The following is a 23,378-nucleotide window of genomic DNA, read 5'->3' as shown; positions in this document are numbered from 1 at the left end:
CTCGACGCATGAACAGACGCCACATCTCATTACTGATAACGCTTGTAGGATTCTGCTCTGCAAACCAGACCTATGCAGCTGCCGAGCTAACCCTGCCTGAAGAACTTATCGGCGCGGCTCAAGGATTTCTTGAGGAGCGCGTTCAGGAATATTTGATCGAGAGTCATGCCGAGGGTCGACACGAGGTTCAGGTGAAAGACTTGGACCCACGTTTACGTCTGGCGGCTTGCGACCGACCGTTAACCGTTGCACAGCAGGGCCTTGAAGCACCGCTAGGCCGTGTTTCGGTACGTGTTCGATGCGAAGGAAGCACCCCTTGGACCGTCTACATTCCTGCGGAGGTTCGCCTGTATCGAAATGTCGTAGTCACTACCCGACCGTTGCTGCGCGATACGATTATAGATCCGCAAAATGTAGCTCTACTGGAGCGAGACGTCGGAAAATTGCCTCAAGGTTATCTCACCGATATCGATTTAATAATAGGCCAGAAACTCAAGCGGCAGGTAGTGGCAGATCAGATACTGGCTCCCTCCTTTCTCCAGGCAGCCGAAGTGGTGCGCAAGGGCGATCAGGTTGTCATTAGTGCGGGATCGGGAGGCTTTACTGTAAGAATGCAGGGAGAGGCGTTGGTTGATGGAGCCCAGGGAGAACAGATTCGCGTCAAGAATCTGAACTCCAAGCGCGTCATTAAAGCGCGTGTGACTGGCCCGGGAATGGTTGAGGTCGCCATGTAAACCAAACAGCCACCATGGCCTCTAACAGATGGTTTATACTGGCCCATTAGCTTTTTGCCAAACGGAGCACAAAATTTAGCCTAAAGTTTTTTTGGGCTAAGCCGAAAAGCTGGGCATGCGACCGAAACTGTCCGAGGTTCTCCATCATGGTTATTGATTTCAACAGAACGAACAGCACTTCCAGCACCGCCAGCACTAGCCGGACTACTGGACCTGCAGCGACCAATGCAACTAACAAAACCAGTGAAGTTGCCAAAGCAGCTGCCGTATCCCCAACCCAGCCAGCAGGCGAAAATGTAAAGCTGAGCGATGAAGCCCAAACGCTTCAGAAGGCTGTCGAAAAGATTCGCCAAGAGCCGGTGGTTGATAGCGAGCGTGTTAATCGCCTGAAGCAGGCCATTGCTGATGGCAGCTATAAAGTCGATAGCCAGCGCGTAGCTTCCAAACTGCTTGATTTTGAATCCCAGCGCTAAGCGACGCAGCGTTGGAAATATGACGCACGAGTGTAGATCGTATGCACAACGCCAGCTTGCTTGAGCTAACCCTTAGCGATTTGAACATCGCTACAAGGTTACTGGAACTGATCGAGTTAGAACACGAAGCCCTGGTAAATCGCAAGTTCGATTTGCTTGGCCTGCTGCTGGATGAAAAGCAGCCACTCCTGGTTCAACTGGATCAGCATAATCACTTGCGCTCTGCACAATTGCAGCGCCTGGGGTTACCCTTGAGCCGTGAAGGCCTGTTAGCCTATGCCGAACGCTTCGAGCAGGACGATCAGTTGATCGAGGCGGCAGACCAGCTCACGACCGTTATTGAGCAGTGCAAGGAAGCCAACAACCGGAATGGCCAGATCATCAAGGCCAACCAGTATACTGTGGCCAGCATGCTCGAAATTTTGCAGGGTCCTCCTGTGCCCAGTCTGTACAACAGACGCGGCCATCTGCCCCGCTCGAGTTACCAACGCCCGTTAAGTCAGGTATGAATTGTTGAAACAATGGCTGGGATTAAACGATCCCGGCCATTCTTTATTTATTTGTCAAGAAATGGAGACAGGGCGTGTCCAACGCATTTAATGATGTGCAGGGTCCTCAGCCACCCAAGCTGCTCAAGACACCTATTGAGATAGCTGCATACCTAAAACCGTTGGTGGAAACCCGTAGTCCACTCCGCATAACCTTTCTGGAACGTAACAGACAGTTCCAGAGCTTTCTGATCGACATCAATACCGAACAAGGCTTGATCGCGCTGGATGAACTCATCCCTACCGAGGGGGAACGACTACTGCTTCAGGGAGAGCGTTTTCGCATCGACAGCTCCCATGAAGGCGTGCAAATCACTTGGGAGTATGACGTTCCAGGCAATTTGAGCGAGCTGAACGACAGCCGCTGCTACTGGTTTCCACTCCCGAAGGAAGTAAGCTATCACCAGCGCCGAAATGCCTTTCGGGTCCGCCTTCAGCTTAATCGCCAGCCAACAGCCGAGCTCTCAGACCTTCCCAGTAAAAAATTCCTAAAAGGTTCGCTCTTGGACATTTCGGCGACCGGCTGCAAGATCCGTATCGCCAAGAATGCAACGTCCATGGTGTCTCCTGGTGAGCTACTGGAAAAATTCTCCGTAGCCCTTCCTGGCAGCTCCCTTAGCTCAACAGTAGAAGTCCGCCACGTTTCTTATAACGAAAGGCTAGATTGTACCGAGGTAGGCCTGCGCTTCTATCGCATGTCGGGCCTAACTCAACGTCAGGTCGAACGCTTCGTCTATCAACTTCAACGCGAAACACGGCGGATAGACTAACGCTTGGGCTCATCCTCAGGTATAGGATTGCTCTCTTCAGCCATAGCCTCCACTGCAGATGAGGAAGTCTCTTCATCTGCAGCCTCCGCTGGAGTTGCCACCGCCTCTGCATTCTGCATCTGATCATGGACTACCTGCTCATCTACTCGCGGGTCCAGTGCCGCAACCAAAGGTGAGCTGGCCAGGCTATCCGGCATAGGCACGTGTTGCAGTGGGGCCTCGTCGACACGGTGCAAGCCTTTTACATCCTGCGGCCTGATACGCCACACCAGAATCAACCCGCACACACCAATAGACGCGTACAACATGTTGGCGCCGAACCAATTCATCAAAGCACCTACCAATAGCGGACCGATACAGGCTCCCACGCCAAAGGTGGCCAGGAGCATGGCGGTAAGGGATACCCGTCGCTCCCCTTCCACATGGTCATTGGAAAGCGCAACGGCTAGAGGATAAAGCACAAAAAGCAACATGCTGACTGCAAAGCCAAGAGCAAGCAGCAGTAATAAGGGGACCTTGGGCAATAACGCCAGCGGTAGTGCAGCCACCACCAGAACAAGCGCAACCTTATTGATCAGCCAACTACGATCATGGCGGTCGGAAAGCCAACCAATAGGCCATTGAGCCAGCAGCCCTGCGAAAATACAAACCCCCATGAATAAGCCGACTCGCTCGGTTGGCAGCCCTTGGGCCGCGGCGTAAACAGGCGCAAGACCATAAAACGAACCGATAGCGAGGCCACTCACTACAGTTGTTGTTAACGATTGAGGGATTCGTTTGAAGAAAAATCCAGGATCAAGAGGAGCCGGACTCATCGGGGCCGGGTGGATCTTCGCAGTGATCGCAACAGGCACCAGACAGAGCGCAAAACAGAGCGCAACCAGCATAAGCTTTTCGCTACCGAGCTCAGGCCAGGCAATCAGTACACCTTGCCCTAGAACCAGACCAAAGTAGGAAGCCGTCATATACCCCGAGAATACCTTGCCTCTCTGGTTGGGCTCAGCTTGCTCATTCAACCAGCTTTCTAACACCATGTACTGGCACATCATGCCCATCCCTACCAGCATACGCAGCAGCAGCCACACGGGCAGAAAGGGCAATATTCCGGTTCCCAGAACTGCAGCAGTTACGATTCCCGCACAAGCAACGTAAGCCCTTATATGCCCTACACGCGCAATAAGACGATGCCCTACCTTGCCTCCCAACACCAGACCCAGGTATTGAGCACCTGTCAATGCACCGATCCAGGCCCCTGGAACTTCCTCGGACGCAAGCCTTAGTGCCATATAGGTGCTAAGCAGACCTGAGCCGATCAGCATGAGCAACGTAGCAGCATAAAGCGCTCGGAAGGCAGATAACGTACGTCCCATTACAGCTCCTTACGAAGGCAGCACAATGCGCTTCGAAGACAGATTCTTATGCGTTTGATACGAAGGCCTGTTGCCTTGACGTTGATGTACCCCTTCGATGGGCAGCAAGCCCAAGAGTTCGGTCGAGTCAGGAGGGATTTTTAGCCGAAATAAACACGGCGGCCTAAGCCTCCGTGTTTATAGTCCCTCAAGGGTTGTACTGTCCCGTACACGCCTTGAAGAGAACTTGAAGAACAGAGAGATTTCCTCTCACGCTACTGATCTTGGTAGGCACTTCACCTTTAGGGTAGCGGCGGATGGTAGGCAGCTCTACACAACGATAACCCAGCTTGGGCACTCGATAGGATAGGTAAGCCAACAGCTCATAGGTCATGAACACATCACGGAATGGAGCGACGCGTGGATCCAACAGCATTTTGCGGCTATAGGCCCGGAACCCCTGGGTCGTATCGGTCCAGTGAAAGCCTGATGCCATGCTCAGCATAGGCGCATGAATGAAGCGAATAGCGAAATCACGGGACTTTGGCGTGTTTTCAGCAACACCGCCTTGCAGGAAGCGCGACGCCTGCACGAAGTCTGCCCCCTCCTCCAACGCCTTAATGAACCGCGGGATAGCCTCAGGATCATCCTTGTCGTTACCGTCAATCGTCACGATGCCCTCGTAGCCCTGCTCTAATGCAAAGGCGTAGGCACAACGCAACTGAGCACTTAGCTTACCAGGTCCCTTTTTGAGCAACAGGCCTCTAACACCCTTGGACTTGAGGCGCTCCAGCTCCAGTGAGCCGTCTGTGCTGCCGCCATCGATAATGATTACATCCGACGCTTGATCAACGTTCAGATCCTTCATCCGAGTCAGCAAACTGACAATACGGCTTCCTTCATTGATCACAGGAATGATGATGCATGTGGCGTGCTGCTTGCCCAACCACATCGTTTTTTCATACGCAGGCACTTGCCAGGAAGTGCGTATGTGTTCGGAAATATCTGCTGTCATAGTCATGTCTACATTATGAGCTTACACGGGCCGTAATCAGCGCAACACCGGCGATTACCATGATGATCCCGGTAATGGTCGTCCATGGGAAAGGTTCTTTGAATATCGCTGCCGACATGATCGCCACGGTTGCTATGGCACCAGCGGTCAAAACGGGATGCGCCACATTCAGCGGCAAACGTGCAAGCGCAGCGGCATACAGCAGAAACGCCAATCCATAAAGAAAAAGCCCAAGCCAGAATGGCCAGTTGCTTAACGCTCCCATAGGATCGGAAAGACTTGGAAACTTTCTTGGTGGCATCATGGCCATCTTTACAAGGACACTGGCAGATGCATTGGACAGGATGCCCAGTATGAGGATCATCCACTTCATGCCATTACCCCTGCTTGCACACCATCTCGATAGAGCCGTGTAGCAACGCCCAGTGCTCTTTCGATAGATGCCATGTTCGACTCTTCCTTGGCAGGGAGCATCTCAATAGTCACGACATGATCGGGAAGGTGTTTTGCCAATGCTTGGGCAACCTGCGCATGCTTCGAACCGCCATCACCCAACGTAATCAGATTGGGTTCACTGGCATGTACATGCCCAATGAAAGGTGCAAAGCGGGCAATGATCTCTTCAGGATTTTCGTCATTGATCGCCAAGGCGCCGGTATCGAGTTGCATCCGGATAGAGTCATGATCAACTGCCTCAACTACACGAGCAGTCTCTACACTAGTGACCATGAAGTTAGCCCCATAACAGGTGGGATTCGGCTCCAGGCATATCAGCACACCATGACGAGCAGCAATATCACCCAAGCGGCGGAAGAAAGGGATAGCTACGCTATCTACCTGCTCATCCGCTATTGCAGAGCGATCACGGTTCTTGGGAGAGCCAAACACCAAACGCGCAGAGCCCAAGCCTGCCGCAATACGGCAGACGGCATCCAAGTGATCCAGCATTGCCTGCTGTGACTCAGCGGAGCCAAAAACATTTAATCCAGTAGTTCCGAATAACAGGGACTGCATACCTGTTAGCGAAACACCACGGGACTGCCACCACTGCTTGACCGCCCGGATCTCTGCATCAGTCGCATCCTTGGGCTGCGGAAAGTATTTACCGGGCGCTATATCGACTGCATCTACATCGTAACGGGAAAGCAGCTGCGCTACTTCTTCGTCATTGGAAACATCCCAAGCGATGTTGGAAATGGCGACTCGCATCAATGAGCCTCCGAAGCAGTCTTCGCTTTCAACGGCTCGGACTGTGCATATGCCCTTACTGCCTGAAGCGTCTCACGCTTGCTGTACTGATAGCCGGCACCACCGCCAAACTCCTCAGCATGGAGGGATTGGAAATCATACGAAGCTGGAGTGTTGCTTAATTCATTAGTGAACTCGAAGCCAAAGCCATAGCGAGCGATATCAGCGACGCTGACAGGCTCCGAAGTAAAATGCACCAGTTTGAGATTAGCCTTCAGGGCAGTCTGGATGTCGTACCAGAGATTGACCATGGGATAGAACTGGAATACCCCACGGCTATCGATGACCGAAAGATTATTATCGTTCAGGAAGTCAAAAATAACGTTCTTGCGAAGTCCTGGTCCGACTAAACCTGGCAAACGAACAATCAGGTAATTGGGGAAATGACTTTCTACGAATTTCTCAAGGCGTCTGCGATTCAAGCCATACGCATGCAGGCCCTCTTCAACAACAGGCGTTTCTTCATTGACTCCAACGGGCGAGCCGAATACATCAACAGTGCTGATAAGAACAAATGTCTCGCATTTAACCTGTTTCAAGTGTTCGATCAAACCGTCGATCTTCTCTCGGTCAGCCTCGGGGTCCTTATTCGCAATCCATTTCTGAGCAGGGGCACCGGCGCATACAAGCGTGTGATAAGCCTTTTCGCCTACCTCAGAGATGTTGGTCGAGCGAAACTGGCCCTCAAAGTCTTTTTGCTTGAGCAATGTCGAACCGACAAAGCCGCTATATCCTATAAGCGCGTCTGGCAAACTCATTCCTATCACCCCTGAGTATTTTTAAAACGAAGACAATATTCCGACTCACACTTTTCGTATGGATACCTTTCATCCAGATACTTTTTGAGTTCAGGAAATTTGTCGTGCATTGATATGTCGTTGATATTGAACGACCAGAACGTTGTGGAGTAGACCACGACAGAGGGGTCTGACTTTTTCAGATCCGAAATCATGTCTTGCTCATACACGCGCGTGGCATACACCGGATAAATGTATTTCGTACACGCGGGCAAACCTGTCACGCCATTGATAATTCCGTTATTGGAAAGATCAAACACACACTGCGATCCTGACCCCTTGATCTGGCTGGCCGCCCAACGCGCACCGTCAGAGACCAGCAGAGAGTTCTCAGGGGGCGACGCCATATTGGGTAGCCACTTGTAGCCGTTTACAAGAACATTGGGGACTGGCGATTTGTAAAGTGTAAAGGCAGCCAGCAACCCCGAGAGACCTACCAGGGCTACATACCCCAAGGGCTTGCGGTTGCTGTTAATGAGTACCAAACCCAGCAGAACTGCAAAAAAGGGCATCGGGTTCTTACCAATCAGCCCTAGAAGCAGCATGGACCCAACCACCGCCACGGCTACGGGCTTTTTCAGCAGCACAAATTCCTGCTTTCGGCCCGTCTTACGCAGCTGGTCATAAGCGAAGAGGAAACTGAGCAAAGGCGCCCACATACCCATCGGAACATGGATGAAATCTGCACGGTTGGTTGCGATTTTGTACAAAACCAACATCAGGACAGCCAGCATTCCAGCAATGGCAAACGCAGAGCCGAAATGGAACGGCTTAGGCAGCGCTTTGAACAGTGCATAATAAGCCAGCACTGTCGGTACGGTCAGTAGCGCGCTCTGAATGATGAAGCGTGGACTGTGATACGTCCATTGCGAGGATGTACTGAGTAGAAAGTCGAAGTTCCGTAGATAATCGCTAAGGGAAAACACCTCAGTCATCAGGGACAGCACAAGAAACGTCCCAACAAAGATGGCCATAGCATAGATAAAACGGCGATCGTAAAAGCTGGCCAGAAGCACGCCCAACCCTATCGCCCCAAACCCGGTAATGCCCCGGTCATAAGACCAAAACATGTTGAATGCTGCAGCAATACCCAAGAGAGTCGCTTTAACAAAAAAATCGGAGGAGCGATTGGCTCGCAAACACAGCAGGAATAAATAGATCGAAAGCAGTAAACACAGGTCACGGTAACCAACCAGTTGACTGGCTACCACCGCCACTGCAACAAGTGTCAGCAACTCATATCTAGCGCCACGCTCAATGAATAAAGACGCTATCAAGTAAAACAGCCAAGCCGCACCTAGGTTGCACAGTGCGTAGGCAACCTGGGTATAGAGAAAGTTATTATCCGGCCCGCTGAAGTGAGTGGCGATCCAAGCAGGCAGAAAGTCGAGCGCACCATGAATGGTGAAGGCATGCTCACCTGCCTGGCCATGCAACATGTTAGGCAAAGTGGCAAAAAACTCTCCTTGATGGAAAGGATCGACAATATTGCCTGGACCTAGCGTGAAATGACTGACGAAAGCAAACGCGAGTAGAGCAATAATTCCCAGCCAGCGGGCCGTCCGAGCCGGGGTAACATCCGCAAAACTTGTTGCATCAGTGGATGGGTTCGGCATCTAGCTTCTCCAGAACATCAAAAATGTTATCGATTTTTCCGCCTAGAACCGAGTAACAATTGGGCAGTTGAGCGTGTTGCTCAAAAAGGATGGGACGACCGTCATCCCCTTCGTTCTTAACGAGGATGGTCTTAACTTCAAAAAGCGAGTCCCTGTACTGAACATTGGCGACAGGGGCCATGTATCGCGCCACATCTCGGATCATGCGATCAACGCGTGTGTCGCGGTGATAGTGCTCAAGGCGATGATAGGGGTCGAGATCCGGTGAGTCGTTCCACTGCATATGCGGCGTGTATCGCACATGGGATAGCGTATGCAGCCCTCTCGCAGGGAAAGGCATCATGGAGAAGAAAGGCCCATCCATCACCGTAACGCCTAGACCTTTAAGCGCATCCGGCATCTCAACCAAGGCCATTTCTGTCAGCTCATGCTTCAACTTGGTCTGAGTACCCGGAAAGTCGCCGGAAAACTGATTCAGACCACTATAGGTGCAGTTAAAAATGAACCGAGTGGAGCGCTCTACCGATTTTCCATCCTGCTCATAAGTGACCGAAAGCGTGTCACTGCCCTGCCGATGAATAGATTTCACCCTGGTATTAAGTAATACCTCGACTCCAACTTCATCGAGTTCGCGCCTCGCCTCTCCTGCCAATTCTCTAGAATTGAACGCATACTCTTCCGTTAGATAAACAGCCTCAATAAGCCGTGGCTCAAAGAGCTTTTCCATTGACGCAGGTACAGGTTCAAGCTTTGCACCAATTTCATGACAAAACCGCTCGAACTGCTTGGCAGTAACTTTCGAGTTATTACGGGCTATGGCGTAGAGCTTTGTAAAGTTTGTGACTACAGCGTCAGGATAATCTTTTATAAAGCGGGGTAAGTTGACGCGACTTCTGAAGGCAGTCGTGAAACTACGCGGATAATGATAGCCGTTATGCACACGGGCCTGATTGTTATAAGACGCACGATTGAGCAGAGTCGCCTCTCGCTCAATCAACGTCACAGCCTTGAAACCTCGTACTTTCATCAAATACAAGGCAATCATGGATCCGTAGAAACCGCCACCAATGACAATAGCATCCTGCATGATGTATGTATGCCTTAAGCCATATTAGAGGCAGCAGCAGTCACGGTAGACGGCTGTGGGTCACTGACGACCTCGATGTTGAGTTTCTCGCGTCGCGTCATGATGGCGCTCGTAAACTCCTGAGCAACATGGTATGCCGGCCCTTCATTGGTACGGGTAGCCACTTGCAGGATGTATTCGCCCAATACCAGCAGCACGAGGGACAGAAGAAAGAACATGCCTGACTGTTGCAGGGATAGCGTTACCCAACCTGGCGCAACATCCGACTTGAGAAGCCCAACCGCGATGACATATGCCGAGTAGATAAGGTTGGCTGCAGCACCAAACATGCAAAGCATGTTGACCAGTCGCATAGGGGCACGCGTTGTAGAGATCAGAAGACGGATTCCCCGCTCGATACTGTCTCCCAGACGCTTGTTCTGAGGCGCTTTGGGCGTAGAGCTATAGGTCAATTTTGTCTGAGCAAAGCCCGCTGTTGCCGGCAAATGACGATAGGTCAAAGCAGGAACAGGGTGTTGCAGAATAAAATTAACTACGCGCTTGCTCAACAGGCGATACTGAGGGGCATCGTTTGCAAGGTCGATGCCGCCTAGACGCTTGTACAAAGAGTTAAAGCTGGAGAAGCAGGCCTTGTAGGCTAAGGTACGCTTAGGCTTTTGAGAATTGGCCGCAAATACGACATCACTTCCTTCCGCTGCCTTTTCCAGCATTGCAGGCAAGAACCCGACATCGTCCGTCAGTGGATCAATGACCGCTACATAATCGCCAAGTGCATTTTCCAAACCCACCCAGCAAGCCGTGTCCGTATCGACCTCTTTGGTCAGAGCATACACCTGAAGATTCGGCAAACCCTTCTCGCTGGTTAACCCTTTTAACATGGCTACACTGTCATCGGTAGAGGCGTTGTCAACAATGATCAACTCATAGTCACTCACTAGTGAGGCGATAATACTCGCCGCATTAGTCAATGACTCTGCAAGCTCCCTAGACTGATTACGGACAACAAAAACGATTGATAACAGAACGGGATAATAAGACATTCACGCTTCCTCTCAGAGAGCCCAAGTGGGTTGATCCATATTCAGCAAAGCTGTCTAGATAAACTTTAATATTGCGGCTTCATTAAGAATGGGCGCGACATAACGAACAAACCATCACAGCCAACTCAATTGGCCGTGCCTGTAAAACAAGTTCATTGCTGGGCTCTGCTTGTTCGAATCGTTATCGAGGCCAACACGCTCAGCCCAATGAGCACCGGAATAACATAACTATAATTAAGGAATCTTGTTACCCCTTAATACTAGCGCCAGCGATAGATTCTCATGCCCACCAAAGGTTCCCCTTCAGTCTGCCAACCCCATCACATATTTATATATCGGTTATAGGACGGCTAACTATTAATATCACTTTACGGTAGAAGTCATATTAGAAGTCATATTAATAGTTGCATAAAAATGAAAGGACAACCGTTAACGCACAATAATATAAAAGACCATAAAGTCCAGTTTATGCGTTAGTCAAGGATGTGAAGAGTAGAAGTGCGTGAGGTATTGCAAGTTTTATGGTGTCCCAGGCGAGGTTCGAACTCACAACCTTCCCCTTAGGAGGGGGATGCTCTATCCAATTGAGCTACTGGGACCAAATGACGTCGTGCGAGAGCAGAATGTTAACGACAAGAGCGCACTTTGTCATGCGTTATGTAAAACCTAGCGTTAAAGACCGCTATTCCCAGAAATCATTGCTAAGCTTCTCATTAGCATTGATTTAGAGAGAAGCCACTTTGCTTTTTTTGAAAATTGTCACTAAATTGACGCCAATAAGCTCACGCAAGTAATGGCGTTGAGAGCAAATAACAAATGCTGTCCCAAGCTTCATGAAAGCCTTGTTGGCATCGTCCTTGACCACTTAGATGAATGTACTCATGACTCAGGCAATTAGATCGTACTCCAGTCGCACAGCTGACAAATTCGTCGTCCGTCTTCCCGAAGGAATGCGCGAACGTATCGCCGAAGTTGCACGCAACCATCATCGCAGCATGAATTCTGAAATCATTGCTCGACTGGAGCAGAGTCTCATTCAAGAAGGCGCTATCGATACAGACCCGAGCATGCGTATGGATAGTCCAGAGCTAAGCGCTCATGAACGGGAACTGCTACAGCGCTTCAGGCAACTTTCTGGACGCCAGCAAAACGCCCTCCTCTCTCTGATTGCCAATGACGTCGAGTCATCACAGGAATAAAGTATTTGTTAAAGGATCAGGGATACACCCTGATCCTTTCGCTTGAAGTTACAGAAGGAACATAGTGGCAAGACCAAGGAAGATGAAAAAGCCGCCGCTGTCTGTCATTGCTGTAATCAGCACACTGGACCCCATTGCGGGATCTCGCCCAAACCGTTGTAACGTCATGGGAATCAATACTCCCATAAACGCGGCTAGCAAGAGATTCAACGTCATGGCAGCCGTCATGACGACCCCCAACGACCAACTGTTATAAAGGTAATAGGCAATCAGGCCAATTACCCCACCCCAAATCAATCCATTGAAGAGCGCAACACCTAGCTCTTTCCTCAACAATCTCATGGTGCTGCTGGCATTGAGCTGACCCAGCGCGATAGCACGCACAATCATAGTGATCGTCTGATTACCCGAATTACCGCCAATACCTGCAACGATAGGCATCAAGGCGGCCAGCGCTACTAACTTTTCAATGCTGCCTTCAAAGAGCCCGATTACACGAGAGGCAACAAACGCCGTTACCAGATTCGTAGCAAGCCAGGTCCAACGATTGCCGACCGACTTCCAAACAGAAGCAAAAACATCTTCGTCTTCACGAAGACCCGCCATGTTGAGGACTTCAGATTCACTTTCCTCGCGAATCAAGTCCACCATTTCATCGATAGTGAGACGACCTATCAATTTGCCATTCTTGTCAACGACAGGCGCAGAAATTAGATCGTAACGTTCAAACGCTTGAGCGGCCTCGTAGGCATCATTATCAGGATGAAACGCTACCGGGTCGTTAGCCATTACCTCAGCGACTTGCTTTTCCGGGTCATTGACCAAAAGCCGCTTCACAGGAAGCACGCCCTTCAATATGCCGTCATAATCGACAACAAACAGCTTATCCGTATGGCCTGGCAGCTCCTTCAAGCGACGCAAATACCGCAGAACAACCTCAAGCGTGACATCGTCGCGGATAGTCACCATCTCGAAGTCCATCAGTGCGCCAACCTGATCCTCTTCATATGAAAGCGCTGAGCGCACCCGCTCACGCTGCTGGGCGTCCAGAGCCTCCATAAGCTCATGTACAACATCTCGAGGCAGGTCAGGCGCCAGGTCGGCCAGCTCATCAGCATCCAGCTGTCCTGCCACTGCAAGGATTTCCTGATCGTCCATGTCGGCGATCAGTGTTTCACGAACAGAGTCGGAGACTTCAAGAAGGATGTCGCCGTCACGCTCGGTCTTAACCAGGCTCCAGACGGTCAGACGCTCATGAAGTGGAAGCGCCTCAAGGATAAAAGCAATATCGGCCGGATGCAGTTCATCCAGACGGCGACGGAGTTCGGACAGCCCCTCTTCATGCAGCGCCTCATCAGGCTGTACAACCTGCTCGTCGTGAGCGGGACCTTCAACGAAACGATACTGATGGAGCAGCTCAACGACTTGAGCCAGTCGCTCCTGCAAACTTTCCTGTGGCTTTCTTGCTTCCACTTCACTCATAAGCGCACTCCATCCCCGGCAACGGAGCGCGCTGCGGGAATTAAATCTTTAATAAACGAAACAGCGATCGAAGTTTGTTAGATCGGGGTATGTCCATGGAAAGGGTCCACGAGCCCCGGCGGGGCTGACAAGCGGAATCATAGCACTGCATGCGCTGAATCGGCGATGTAAAACAGTAAAAACAATCATTTGGCAGCTAATGCTCATGCCTGACCGAGCCTGGCCGTTGATCTGCGGAGCCAATCACAGCGGCACGGCGCATCTCGCACTACGCTATGAACAGATGTCATGGAGGACAGCTATGTACCGTAATCCCGTTACACTTCTATGTTTGGTAACGTTGTTTTTTTCAAATATGGCTACTGCCACAACGGTCTTTCGGTGTGCAAGCGAAGACGGCCATATCAGCTTTTCCGCAAATGGTTGCCTTAAAGGCGATACGATCAGCCACCAAACCGCTGATAATCCCAAGCCTGGCGGCAACGGACCCAAAACACCGATATCGACACAACCGTTATCCTCACCTTCTCCCGCCAAGGATCAGTTGCCTGCCCACCATGAACTGGCAGTTGTGGGAGCCAAGGAAGGAGCCTGCCCAAACGTGCTTTCAGGCTCGGAAAGAAGAACGGCGGTCATCCACAAAAAGGTTATAGCGGGCATGACGAAAGAGGATGTCGAAAGCGCCCTGGGAAAGCCAGACAGGATCATCGAGAACAATAATCGCGCCCGTTACTACTATGTAACGCAGCGCAAGAAGCATTCACGCGTCATTAGTTTTGATGATGCGGGATGCGTTGCAGATACAGAAAGCAAATATAAAAAAGCCACACCCTAACGGTGTGGCTTTCGAGCGTTACAACACTGCTTTAGGATACGACCCTAAAACTTTCAAGGCGACCGTATCGCCATTGATTTTTTCCAGCACATCCTTGATGAGAGGATCATGCTGATGACCGATGAAGTCTATAAAGAAAACATAGGTCCACTTACCACTGCGGGACGGACGTGTTTCGATGCGCGTCAGGTCAATGTTGTTGGCATGAAACGGCATTAGCAAATCATGCAAGGCGCCCGGCTTATTGCGAGTCGACACGATCACAGACGTCTTATCATCGCCGCTAGGCGGGACCTCCTGATTTCCGATAATCAAAAACCGCGTGGAGTTATCTGGACGATCTTCGATTTTCTCATGCAGCTTTGACAAACCATACAGGGAAGCCGCCATATCCCCTGCTATCGCCGCGCTATTCCATTCACTTTTAACCCGCTTCGCAGCCTCGGCATTGCTCGAAACTGCGATTCGTTCGATGTTAGGGAAATACGCGTCTAGCCATTTACGGCACTGAGCCAGGGACTGCGCGTGTGAGTAAACACGCGAAATGCTATCTGTCTTGGTCGTTTCACCCACAAGCAGATGATGGTGGATACGCAATTCCACCTCGCCGCAGATAACCAGATCATGCTCCAGGAAACTATCAAGCGTATGGTTGACGGCACCTTCAGTTGAGTTCTCAACAGGAACCACACCAAAATTTACGGCCCCAGCCGCCACCTCACGAAAAACTTCGTCGATAGCGGCCATTGGCCGTGTCTTTACCGCCATACCAAAATGCTTAAGCGTAGCCGCCTGCGAAAACGTACCTTCCGGCCCCAAATAGGCAACCTTCAATGGCTCTTCAAGCGCAAGGCATGACGACATGATCTCTCGAAACAAACGAGCCATGTCCTCGTTACCCAACGGGCCCTGGTTACGCTCCATTACCCGCTTGAGCACCTGCGCTTCGCGCTCCGGTCGATAGAAAACCGGGCTTTCACCCTCACCTAGCGACTGCATTTTCACGCGAGCCACATCCTGAGCGCAGCGGGCGCGCTCACTGATGAGTTCCTGAATCCGTTCATCCAAGCTATCGATACGGAGGCGCAGGGCCTTGAGCTCTTGTTCCGCCATGGTTTAACCGTGCTCCTTTTCAAACTCTGTCATATAGGCGACCAGTGCTTGCACAGCCTCAAGACTGACAGCGTTGTAGATGGATGCGCGCATGCCACCTACCGAGCGATGCCCCTGAAGATATAGAAGGCCTCGCTCTTCGGCACCCGACAGGAAAGTCTTGTCCAGACGCTCATCTGCCAGGCGGAAAGGCACGTTCATCCAGGAACGATCATTTACCGCAATCGGATTCATGTACATGTCACTACTATCGATGAAGCCATACAGAAGCTCCTGCTTCTGACGGTTGATCCGCTCGATGGCAGGTAGTCCACCCTGATCTTTCAGCCACTGGAACACCAGGCCAGACAGATACCAGGAAAACGTGGCGGGCGTGTTGTACATCGAACCATTGTCTGCTTCGACCTTATAATCAAGGAGCTTGGGGCAAGAGGAACGTGCCCGCCCCAGCAACTCCTCCTGAACGATCACCACTACAAGCCCACTGGGTCCGATGTTTTTCTGTGCGCCCGCATAAATCAACCCAAACCGTGACACGTCCAAAGGACGTGACAGCAGGTTCGAGGACGCATCAGCAACTAGAGGAACATCGCCTGTCTCAGGAATCCAGTTGTACTCAAGACCGCCAATGGTTTCGTTCGGCGTGTAATGAACGTAGGCCGCATCCTTGGAAAGCTGCCACTCATTCTGCCCAGGGATAGCCAGGTAATCGTATTTCTTGGCGCTGGCGGCAACATTCACTGCGCCATAGTTTTGCGCCTGCTCGATAGCCTTGCGTGACCAGATCCCTGTATCGATGTAATCAGCCTTTCCACTTTCAGGTAGCAGGTTCAGTGCAATCTGAGCGAACTGTAGACTTGCCCCGCCCTGCAGGAAAAGCACTTTGTAATCAGCGGGGATTACAAGCAAATCCCGCAAGTCCTGCTCGGCTTTCGAGCTGATTGCAGTGAAGTCGTCGCCACGGTGACTCATCTCCATGACAGACAAGCCGCGCCCCTGCCAATCGAGCAGATCGGCCTGAGCTTGTTTCAGTACCGCCTCCGGCAGCGCAGCCGGGCCAGCGCAGAAGTTATACGCTCGCTTGCTCATCACTCATCGTCCTCATTGGGCATGTCATCAGAGGGAACATCGTTGGCGCCCGGCAGGACATCCTCATCGCTTGGCTCTTCGCTAATGACAGGAAGCTCCTTTTCAAGCAACTCGTCATCAAGCTCGCCCTCATGCTCAATCAACTCGTCGTCAACAGAGGGCTCCTGCACACGCTCAAGGCCTACGAGCTTCTCGCCCTTGCCAAGCTTGATCAGTGTTACACCCTGCGTGTTGCGGCCTTGCAGGGAAACCTCATCAACCCGTGTACGCACCAGCGTACCCTGATCGGAAATCAACATGATTTCCTCACCTTCAAGGACTTGAATAGCGCCAATCAGCGGGCCATTACGCTCATTGGTTACCATGGCTATTACGCCCTGACCACCACGACCACGCTGCGGATACTCAGCAATAGCAGTACGCTTGCCATAACCATTCAGACTGGCTGTCAGTATCTGCGCCTGCTCTTCTGGAATCAGCATGGAAATCAGATGCTGCCCATCACCCAGACGCATACCGCGGACACCACGGGCTGTACGTCCCATTGTGCGGACATGACGCTCCTTGAAGCGAATGACCTTACCGTTGTCAGAGAACAGCATGACCTCCTGGGCGCCATCGGTAATGGCCGCTGCAATCAGGCTATCGCCCTCTTCCAGCTTCAGCGCAATCAGGCCATTGCTACGAGGACGACTGAACTGCACCAGCGGGGTTTTCTTGACCGTGCCGTAAGCAGTAGCCATGAAGATATAGGATCCGGTAGGCTCATCCTTGCCGCTATCTTCAACCCCTTCTGCGCCCTCATCGACCTCAACATCATCTTCAAGCACCACGTCTTCAACGACATCGTCCTGATCACCCAGGTCTTCATCCTCAGGTGCCTGTTGACGCACGGCCTCCAGATCTACTGGCAACATCGCAGTGATACGCTCGCCTTCAGCCAATGGCAGCAGATTTACAAGCGGACGACCACGTGCAGCACGAGAAGCCTCAGGAATTTCGTAGGTCTTTTTCCAGTACACCTTACCCAGGCTGGAGAACAACAGCAGTGTGGTATGGCTATTGGCGACGAGAAGATGCTCGATGTAATCGTCTTCCTTCACGCCCGAGGCAGAACGGCCGCGACCACCACGGCGCTGAGCCTGGTAGGCATGCAAGGGCTGGGACTTGGCGTAGCCGCCATGGGAAATGGTGACGACACGATCTTCTTCTGTGATCAGGTCAGCAATGGTCAGGTCGACTTGAGACGCGACGATTTCAGTACGACGTGCATCACCGAACTCTGCCTTGATCTTTTCAAGCTCCTCACGGATGACTTCCATGAGACGCTCAGGGCTGTTGAGTATTCGGATCAGCTCTGCAATCTGTTTCAGGATCTCCTGATATTCAGCCAGCAGCTTTTCATGCTCCAGGCCGGTCAGGCGATGCAGTCGCAAATCAAGGATGGCCTGCGCCTGTTCAGGAGATAGCCAGTATTTGCCGTCACGAAGACCATACTGCGGATCAAGGTTTTCCGGGCGGCAGGAATCCGCACCAGCGCGTTCTACCATCGCCTCGACAGCACTGGACTCCCAACCGGTCGCAATGAGCCGCTCTTTGGCTTCAGCTGGGGTTGGAGAGGACCTGATCAGTTCAATAACCGGATCGATATTGGACAGCGCAACCGCTTGGCCTTCGAGAATATGACCACGCTCACGCGCTTTACGCAGTTCATAAATGGTCCGACGGGTAACCACTTCGCGACGGTGACGGATGAATGCCTCAAGCATGTCCTTTAGGTTAAGGACCTTGGGCTGGCCGTCCACCAGCGCAACGATATTGATACCAAACACTGTTTGCAGCTGGGTTTGTGCATACAGATTGTTCAGCACAACCTCAGCCACTTCACCACGACGCAACTCGATCACGACACGCATGCCATCCTTGTCGGACTCATCACGCAGCTCGGTGATACCTTCGATCTTGCGTTCTTTCACCAGCTCGGCAATCTTTTCGATCAGACGAGCCTTGTTCAGCTGATAAGGCAGCTCGGTGATGACGATCTGCTGGCGAGTGCCTGACTTGTCGATATCTTCGACGTCAGCACGTGCACGTACGTAAATACGTCCCCGCCCTGTGCGATAAGCCTCGATGATACCTGCCCGGCCGTTGATGATGCCTGCCGTCGGGAAATCAGGTCCCGGGATATACTGCATCAGTTGGTCGACAGTCAGCTCTCTGTTTTCGATCAGCGCCAGGCAGCCATCAATCACTTCGGTCAGGTTGTGAGGCGGAATGTTAGTAGCCATCCCCACCGCGATACCACTGGAGCCATTGACCAGAAGGTTCGGAACCTTTGTAGGCATGACTGCCGGGATCTTCAGGGACCCGTCATAGTTGTCTACCCAGTCAACGGTTTCCTTATCCAGGTCCGCCAGGATTTCGTGGGTCAATTTGAACATGCGCACTTCGGTGTATCGCATAGCGGCTGCGGAGTCACCGTCAACCGAACCGAAGTTACCCTGACCATTCACCAGCATGTAGCGAAGGGAGAACGGCTGCGCCATACGTACAATCGTGTCGTATACCGCAGAGTCGCCGTGAGGGTGGTATTTACCGATTACGTCGCCCACGACACGGGCGGATTTTAGATAAGGCTTGTTCCAATCGTTACCCAGCTCGCTCATGGCATAAAGCACACGGCGATGCACAGGTTTCAAGCCGTCGCGCACATCCGGCAATGCGCGTCCGACGATTACGCTCATCGCATAATCGAGGTAAGACTGTCTGAGTTCGTCTTCAATATTGACCGGGAGGATTTCTTTGGCCAGTTCGCCCATGAGAAGCCTGGTTCCTTAGTTTCAACACCCTGCGGGAAAGCGGTAAATACTACCACAAACCAAGGGTTGCCAGCGGTTTCCCGCAGGCGATGTGTGAGTCGTGTTAAACGGAAAAATCAGTGCAAGCGCTTGCGGTTCATAAGTGCAGCCATTTTCTCTGCAGTGGGCCGCTCCACGACGCCTCGCTCCGTGACAATCGCATCAATCAGATCAGCAGGCGTTACATCGAAAACAGGATTTACAGTATCGACTTCTGCCGCAATCCGAACACCGCCTATTTCAAGCAGTTCGCGTCCCTCACGCTGCTCGATGGGGATGTCCTCACCGGATGTTAGATTCATGTCGATGGTCGAACTGGGCGCCACAACCATAAAGCGCACCCCATGGTGCATTGCATTGACGGCCAGCTGATAGGTCCCGATCTTGTTGGCAACGTCACCGTTGGCTGTGATTCGGTCAGCCCCTACGATGACCCAGGAGATATTGCCGGTTTTCATCAGATGGGCCGCTGCCGCATCGGCATTCAAAGTGACAGGAATGCCTTCGCCAGCCAACTCCCAGGCAGTAAGGCGGGCACCTTGTAGCCACGGGCGCGTCTCATCGGCAAATACCTTGTCCACAAGTCCCTCCAGGTGAGCCGCACGAATAACCCCCAGGGCGGTTCCAAACCCTCCGGTCGCCAACGCACCGGTATTGCAATGGGTCAGAAGCGTCTGAACGCCATCGCCATGCTTGCGAATCAACTCGACCCCGAGCTGCGCCATGGTCAGATTGGCTTCGCGATCGCTCTCATGGATGGCAACGGCCTCCGCTTCAAGGGCCGCTAGTGCCTCCTCGCCCGGCTTGAGTCGCTTCAGGCGCTCTCGCATACGGTTAAGCGCCCAGAACAGGTTGACCGCTGTAGGACGGGACTCTGCGAGCATCTGCATATCCTCATCCAGCGTTTGCAACCAGTCCTCTCCTGCCTGCTGGCGCGCTCGAGCGCCTAGCACAACGCCGTAGGCTGCACTAATACCGATTGCCGGTGCTCCTCGCACGACCATCTGCCTGATTGCCTCGGCCACACCACTGGCCGAGTCATACGTGAGCCAGACTTCCTGCATGGGTAATAAACGCTGATCCAGCAGATGCAGTACGCCCTCTTTCCACTCGATAGCCTTGACCTTCTCTGCGGCCAGAAGTCGCTCGCGCATGATCACCCTCATCGCCTGAAACAAAAAAGTCGATTATACAGGGGTGATACAAGCCGCTGTGACAGGACATCGCGAATACATGGGTTTATAAACGCTTTTATCGATAATGTGGCCCGACTGAGTCCCGCCATTGGGCTGACGCCAGTTATACTTTCATTTATTTACTTTCAGGAAGCCCTTCCATGCCCGGTGTCGTGCCCCTTGACCTGCTTCTTTTCCCCACCTGGATCGTTCCGGTGGAACCGGCCGGGGTGGTACTGACTGACTACGCTATCGGCATCAAGGATGGGCAAGTCGCCGTATTGGCACCCCGCTCTGATCTGCGACGCTATCAGGCGGCCGAGTCAGTCGAACTTCCCGGCATGCTACTGAGTCCGGGCCTCATCAATATGCACGGCCATGCTGCGATGACACTGTTTCGTGGCCTTGCGGATGACCTTCCGCTCATGACTTGGCTACAGGAGCATATCTGGCCCGCTGAAGCCAAATGGGTAAGCGAGGATTTTGTCCGCGACGGCACCCGATTGGCCATCGCAGAGCAAATCAAAGGCGGCATAACCTGCTTTTCGGATATGTACTTTTTTCCGCAGGTAGCGTGTGAGGCCATCCACGAGTCAGGTATGCGGGCGCAAGTCACCCTGCCGATCATGAACTTTCCTGTACCAGGGGCAAGGACTGCAGATGAGGCGATACGCCGGGGACTTGAGCTTTTTGATGACCTGAAGCTCCATGAGCGCATCAAGGTCGCTTTTGGGCCTCACGCTCCCTACACCGTCAGCGATGACAAGCTAGCCAATGTCCTGATGCTGGCCGATCAACTTGACGCATGCATCCACATGCATGTGCATGAAACGGCTGGCGAGGTTCAGGAGGCAATCGAAAAGACAGGGGAACGTCCGCTTGCTCGCCTGCGCAGGCTAGGACTTTTAGGTCCCCGCTTCCAGTCTGTCCACATGACCCAGATCGACGAGGAAGACTTGGAAAACCTGGTTGAGACCAACACTCATGTAATCCACTGCCCTGAGTCCAATCTCAAGCTAGCCAGCGGTTTCTGCCCGGTAGAAACGCTTTGGCAGGCAGGCGTGAACGTCGCCATAGGTACGGATGGGGCAGCCAGCAACAATGACCTGGATCTGTTGGGCGAAACCCGTACCGCCGCTCTCCTGGCCAAGGCCGTAGCCGGTTCCGCAACAGCACTGGATGCACACAGAGCCTTGCGTATGGCCACACTCAATGGGGCACGTGCCCTGGGTCTTGAGCGCTGCTTGGGCTCCCTTGAGGTAGGCAAGGCAGCTGACATGGTCGCTTTCGACATGAGCGGACTGGCTCAGCAACCCATTTATGACCCAGTGTCTCAACTGATTTATGCCAGCAACCGTGATTGCGTGAAGCATGTCTGGGTGGGTGGTCGCCCCCTGTTAAAGGACGGCAAGCTGACCCGCCTGGATGAACAAGAACTTATCGAGAACGCTCGCACCTGGGGCCAAAAGATAGCCACTCGCTAACGACTGGCTGCGTCAGTGGTGCGTTCATCTAGCAAATGCCAAATCACAAGCGCATTTGCACAACGAATTTAGAGAATGGAGTGTAAGGGATGTCCAACGTCGATAATGCCGAGATCGCCAAATTCGAAGCCCTGGCCTCGCGGTGGTGGGACAGAGAGAGTGAATTCAAGCCGCTTCATGATATCAATCCGCTGCGCGTCAATTGGATTGACCAACACGCCAACCTCGCCGGCAAAAAAGTACTCGACGTAGGCTGCGGCGGCGGCATCCTGAGCGAAGCCATGGCAGTACGGGGTGCGGACGTCACAGGAATCGACATGGGCGAAGCGCCGCTTTCAGTTGCACAGCTTCACCAACTGGAATCAGGTGTGCCCGTCAGCTACCGCCGCATTACCGCTGAGGAGCTGGCAGCTGAAACGCCCGGCGCTTACGATGTCGTCACATGCATGGAAATGCTTGAGCATGTCCCAGATCCGGCATCTGTGATTCAAGCATGCCGGACACTAGTCAAACCTGGCGGCCATGTCTTTTTCTCTACGATTAACCGCAACCCCAAATCCTATCTATTTGCCATTGTGGGCGCCGAATATGTCTTGCGTCTGCTGCCGCGCGGCACTCATGACTTCCGCAAGTTTATTCGTCCATCCGAATTAGGCGCTTGGTGCCGAAACGCCGGCCTACACGTACGCGATGTCATCGGTATGACTTACAACCCGATTACCAAGGTCTACAAGTTGGGCAATGATGTCGACGTAAACTACATGCTGCGCACCATCCGCGAGGAGTAATAGGATGCGAATAAAAGCAGTACTGTTCGATATGGACGGCACATTGCTCGACACGGCACCTGACTTTATCGCCGTGATCCAGTCCATGCGCGCTGATCGAGGCTTGCCAGCCGTCGATGAGAAAACTGTCCGGGACGTCGTATCGGGTGGCGCGCGAGCCATGGTAGCCAGCGCGTTCGAAGTAGATCCCTTGAGCGATGAGTTTGACCCACTACGATTGGACTTTCTTGACCGCTATCAGGATCACTGCGCCATTCACTCTCACCTATTCGAGGGCATGGAAGAATTGTTGGCGGACCTGGAACGGGCTCGTCTGACTTGGGGCGTAGTCACCAACAAGCCCGTCCGTTATGCTGAGCCCATCATGCAGGCACTTGGCCTTGCTAAACGTTCAGCCGTTCTGGTCTGCCCTGACCATGTCACCTACAGCAAACCTGATCCAGAGCCCGTGTTGTTAGCGTGTAAACAGATCAATATCGAGCCGCAAGCCGTCATTTTTGTCGGTGACGATCGTCGAGATATCGAATCGGGGCGCGCAGCGGGCACCAAAACAGCGGCCGTGCGATATGGCTATATCCATCCAGAGGACAATCCTGCTCACTGGGGCGCCGATCTGGTAGTAGATCACCCGCTTGAGCTGCGTGACGCCTTGGACCGCGCCATTTGCGGCTGTTAAAA

Annotated in this window: 22 protein-coding genes and 1 tRNA gene; 9 read left to right on the top strand and 14 right to left on the bottom strand. The window is 52.5% G+C overall.

The genetic code is table 11. The features are described from left to right. Positions 1-8 precede the first annotated feature (8 nt). The 4 genes from flgA to HMPREF1487_RS16735 all read left to right on the top strand — a co-directional run bounded on the left by flgA (position 9) and on the right by HMPREF1487_RS16735 (position 2,525). On the top strand, positions 9-734 hold the full coding sequence (gene flgA / locus HMPREF1487_RS16750) for a flagellar basal body P-ring formation chaperone FlgA (protein ID WP_010797872.1): 726 nt from the start codon (positions 9-11) through the stop codon (positions 732-734). A 146-nt stretch (positions 735-880) separates the two neighbouring features. Further along, the gene (gene flgM / locus HMPREF1487_RS16745) at positions 881-1,207 is read left to right on the top strand and encodes a flagellar biosynthesis anti-sigma factor FlgM (protein ID WP_010797871.1); all 327 of its coding nucleotides are present in this window, start codon (positions 881-883) and stop codon (positions 1,205-1,207) included. 41 nt (positions 1,208-1,248) lie between these two features. After that, positions 1,249-1,716 (top strand): flagella synthesis protein FlgN, encoded by a 468-nt coding sequence (locus tag HMPREF1487_RS16740; RefSeq protein WP_010797870.1) that lies wholly within the window; start codon positions 1,249-1,251, stop codon positions 1,714-1,716. A gap of 74 nt (positions 1,717-1,790) precedes the next feature. Then, entirely contained in the window at positions 1,791-2,525 is a 735-nt protein-coding gene (locus tag HMPREF1487_RS16735; protein ID WP_010797869.1) for a flagellar brake protein, read from the top strand. Here the strand turns inward: HMPREF1487_RS16735 and HMPREF1487_RS16730 are convergent. The 9 genes from HMPREF1487_RS16730 to HMPREF1487_RS16690 all read right to left on the bottom strand — a co-directional run bounded on the left by HMPREF1487_RS16730 (position 2,522) and on the right by HMPREF1487_RS16690 (position 11,276). Continuing rightward, positions 2,522-3,895 carry an MFS transporter gene (locus HMPREF1487_RS16730; protein WP_010797868.1) on the bottom strand — a complete coding sequence of 458 codons (1,374 nt, stop codon included), beginning with the start codon at positions 3,893-3,895 and terminating at the stop codon, positions 2,522-2,524. The two genes, HMPREF1487_RS16735 and HMPREF1487_RS16730, sit on opposite strands and share 4 nt — an antisense overlap. Positions 3,896-4,082: 187 nt before the next feature. Beyond that, entirely contained in the window at positions 4,083-4,889 is an 807-nt protein-coding gene (locus tag HMPREF1487_RS16725; protein WP_010797867.1) for a glycosyltransferase family 2 protein, read from the bottom strand. A gap of 13 nt (positions 4,890-4,902) precedes the next feature. Next, positions 4,903-5,262 (bottom strand): EamA family transporter, encoded by a 360-nt coding sequence (locus HMPREF1487_RS16720; RefSeq protein ID WP_010797866.1) that lies wholly within the window; start codon positions 5,260-5,262, stop codon positions 4,903-4,905. Then, positions 5,259-6,098 (bottom strand): sugar phosphate isomerase/epimerase family protein, encoded by an 840-nt coding sequence (locus HMPREF1487_RS16715; RefSeq protein WP_010797865.1) that lies wholly within the window; start codon positions 6,096-6,098, stop codon positions 5,259-5,261. The genes HMPREF1487_RS16720 and HMPREF1487_RS16715 overlap by 4 nt, the downstream gene beginning before the upstream one ends. Continuing rightward, entirely contained in the window at positions 6,098-6,895 is a 798-nt protein-coding gene (locus HMPREF1487_RS16710) for an NAD-dependent epimerase/dehydratase family protein (RefSeq protein WP_010797864.1), read from the bottom strand. Before HMPREF1487_RS16710 ends, HMPREF1487_RS16715 begins: the two co-directional genes overlap by 1 nt. Before the next feature lie 5 nt (positions 6,896-6,900). Next, the gene (locus tag HMPREF1487_RS16705; protein WP_010797863.1) at positions 6,901-8,550 is read right to left on the bottom strand and encodes a hypothetical protein; all 1,650 of its coding nucleotides are present in this window, start codon (positions 8,548-8,550) and stop codon (positions 6,901-6,903) included. Further along, positions 8,531-9,637 carry an FAD-dependent oxidoreductase gene (locus HMPREF1487_RS16700; protein ID WP_010797862.1) on the bottom strand — a complete coding sequence of 369 codons (1,107 nt, stop codon included), beginning with the start codon at positions 9,635-9,637 and terminating at the stop codon, positions 8,531-8,533. The genes HMPREF1487_RS16705 and HMPREF1487_RS16700 overlap by 20 nt, the downstream gene beginning before the upstream one ends. A gap of 14 nt (positions 9,638-9,651) precedes the next feature. Continuing rightward, positions 9,652-10,677: a glycosyltransferase gene (locus HMPREF1487_RS16695; RefSeq protein WP_010797861.1), complete on the bottom strand. Its 1,026-nt coding sequence runs from the start codon at positions 10,675-10,677 to the stop codon at positions 9,652-9,654. 522 nt (positions 10,678-11,199) lie between these two features. Beyond that, positions 11,200-11,276, bottom strand: a tRNA-Arg gene (locus tag HMPREF1487_RS16690). A gap of 282 nt (positions 11,277-11,558) precedes the next feature. Here HMPREF1487_RS16690 and HMPREF1487_RS16685 point away from each other — a divergent pair. Beyond that, positions 11,559-11,876 carry an Arc family DNA-binding protein gene (locus HMPREF1487_RS16685; RefSeq protein WP_010797860.1) on the top strand — a complete coding sequence of 106 codons (318 nt, stop codon included), beginning with the start codon at positions 11,559-11,561 and terminating at the stop codon, positions 11,874-11,876. 48 nt (positions 11,877-11,924) lie between these two features. On the opposite strand, the gene mgtE is transcribed toward HMPREF1487_RS16685, so the two are convergent. Continuing rightward, complete coding sequence (mgtE, locus tag HMPREF1487_RS16680; RefSeq protein ID WP_010797859.1) at positions 11,925-13,358, bottom strand: magnesium transporter; 1,434 nt, start codon at positions 13,356-13,358, stop codon at positions 11,925-11,927. Positions 13,359-13,659: 301 nt separating this feature from the next. Here mgtE and bamE point away from each other — a divergent pair, with 301 nt between their 5' ends. Then, positions 13,660-14,193, top strand: a complete 534-nt coding sequence (gene bamE / locus HMPREF1487_RS16675) for an outer membrane protein assembly factor BamE domain-containing protein (protein ID WP_010797858.1) — start codon at positions 13,660-13,662, stop codon at positions 14,191-14,193. 18 nt (positions 14,194-14,211) lie between these two features. Here the strand turns inward: bamE and pheA are convergent, their stop codons facing one another. From pheA to mtnA, 4 genes are all read right to left on the bottom strand, one after another. Continuing rightward, entirely contained in the window at positions 14,212-15,306 is a 1,095-nt protein-coding gene (gene pheA, locus HMPREF1487_RS16670) for a prephenate dehydratase (protein ID WP_010797857.1), read from the bottom strand. 3 nt (positions 15,307-15,309) lie between these two features. Further along, positions 15,310-16,395, bottom strand: a complete 1,086-nt coding sequence (gene serC, locus HMPREF1487_RS16665; protein ID WP_010797856.1) for a 3-phosphoserine/phosphohydroxythreonine transaminase — start codon at positions 16,393-16,395, stop codon at positions 15,310-15,312. Continuing rightward, positions 16,395-19,214: a DNA gyrase subunit A gene (gene gyrA, locus HMPREF1487_RS16660; protein WP_010797855.1), complete on the bottom strand. Its 2,820-nt coding sequence runs from the start codon at positions 19,212-19,214 to the stop codon at positions 16,395-16,397. The genes serC and gyrA overlap by 1 nt, the downstream gene beginning before the upstream one ends. Positions 19,215-19,330: 116 nt before the next feature. Continuing rightward, positions 19,331-20,407 carry an S-methyl-5-thioribose-1-phosphate isomerase gene (gene mtnA, locus HMPREF1487_RS16655; protein WP_010797854.1) on the bottom strand — a complete coding sequence of 359 codons (1,077 nt, stop codon included), beginning with the start codon at positions 20,405-20,407 and terminating at the stop codon, positions 19,331-19,333. 182 nt (positions 20,408-20,589) lie between these two features. Between mtnA and HMPREF1487_RS16650 the strand changes: the two genes are divergently transcribed. The 3 genes from HMPREF1487_RS16650 to mupP all read left to right on the top strand — a co-directional run bounded on the left by HMPREF1487_RS16650 (position 20,590) and on the right by mupP (position 23,376). Then, the gene (locus HMPREF1487_RS16650; RefSeq protein ID WP_010797853.1) at positions 20,590-21,912 is read left to right on the top strand and encodes a TRZ/ATZ family hydrolase; all 1,323 of its coding nucleotides are present in this window, start codon (positions 20,590-20,592) and stop codon (positions 21,910-21,912) included. A gap of 89 nt (positions 21,913-22,001) precedes the next feature. Next, on the top strand, positions 22,002-22,700 hold the full coding sequence (gene ubiG / locus HMPREF1487_RS16645) for a bifunctional 2-polyprenyl-6-hydroxyphenol methylase/3-demethylubiquinol 3-O-methyltransferase UbiG (RefSeq protein WP_010797852.1): 699 nt from the start codon (positions 22,002-22,004) through the stop codon (positions 22,698-22,700). Positions 22,701-22,704: 4 nt separating this feature from the next. Beyond that, positions 22,705-23,376 (top strand): N-acetylmuramic acid 6-phosphate phosphatase MupP, encoded by a 672-nt coding sequence (gene mupP, locus HMPREF1487_RS16640; protein ID WP_010797851.1) that lies wholly within the window; start codon positions 22,705-22,707, stop codon positions 23,374-23,376. Positions 23,377-23,378: the final 2 nt, after the last annotated feature.

The organism is Pseudomonas sp. HPB0071 (genome assembly GCF_000478505.2).
Taxonomy (GTDB): Bacteria; Pseudomonadota; Gammaproteobacteria; order Pseudomonadales; family Pseudomonadaceae; genus Chryseomonas; species Chryseomonas luteola.
This window is presented reverse-complemented; position numbering and strand designations above follow the sequence as displayed.